Raw genomic sequence first — 848 nt, forward strand, 5'->3', positions numbered from 1 at the left:
CAGTTAATTAAACGATTTACAGAAGAATACGATCAAATTATTATTGATACCCCACCTATTTTAGCTTCATCAGATGCCCTTGTTTTAACCCCCTATGTAGAAGGCGCGATCGTCGTCCTTCGAAGTGACAAAACACTAAAAGAACGTGCCAAAGTAGCTGTAGAGCAACTTCGAAAAACGCATGTTCCAATTATCGGCACGGTATTAAATCGTGTAAAAAACAATTCGAGCAACTATTATTACTATCAATAAGGAGATTGCAATGGAATCCATGAAAACCGTGGCTGAGTCCACTAAAAAAGCTACTAAACGTTATCCAATTGTCAAACGAGGTATAGATGTGCTAGGAGCAAGCGCAGGGTTACTCCTTTTAACACCATTCTTTCTTGTACTAGCTTTGATCATTAAACTAAGTGATTGGCGTGCTCCTGTCTTTTTTAAACAAGAGCGAATTGGAAAAAATGGCAAGCGATTTATGATGTATAAATTTCGGACGATGATTCCGAATGCAGAGGCAAAACTTGCTGAGCTGCTTCAATTTAATGAGGTAGAAGGCGCAATGTTTAAGATGAAAGATGATCCACGTATTACGAAATTAGGACGTTTTTTAAGAAAGACAAGTATCGATGAATTACCACAACTTGTTAATGTACTAAAAGGCGATATGTCACTTGTTGGACCACGACCACCGTTAGAGCGTGAAGTCGCTGAATATTCTGTCCGCGATCATAGAAGGCTTTCGATTACACCAGGATGCACAGGTTTATGGCAAGTTAGCGGACGCAATGATGTAAGTTTTGCGGAAATGGTCAATTTAGATTTAGAGTATATTCAAAAAGTTAGTTTTT

2 protein-coding genes are annotated in these 848 nt (G+C 38.4%); both read left to right on the forward strand.

Annotated features, from left to right (window positions below):
- On the forward strand, positions 1 to 252 hold a 252-nt coding region (locus HPK16_RS16505; RefSeq protein ID WP_425487948.1), incomplete at its 5' end, for a tyrosine-protein kinase family protein.
- 10 nt (positions 253 to 262) lie between these two features.
- Positions 263 to 848, forward strand: a 586-nt coding sequence (locus HPK16_RS16510) for a sugar transferase (RefSeq protein ID WP_181677981.1), incomplete at its 3' end; no start/stop codon positions are given.

Origin of the sequence: Paenilisteria rustica, from assembly GCF_013820765.1 — a bacterium.
In the GTDB taxonomy this organism is placed as follows: domain Bacteria; phylum Bacillota; class Bacilli; order Lactobacillales; family Listeriaceae; genus Listeria_A; species Listeria_A rustica.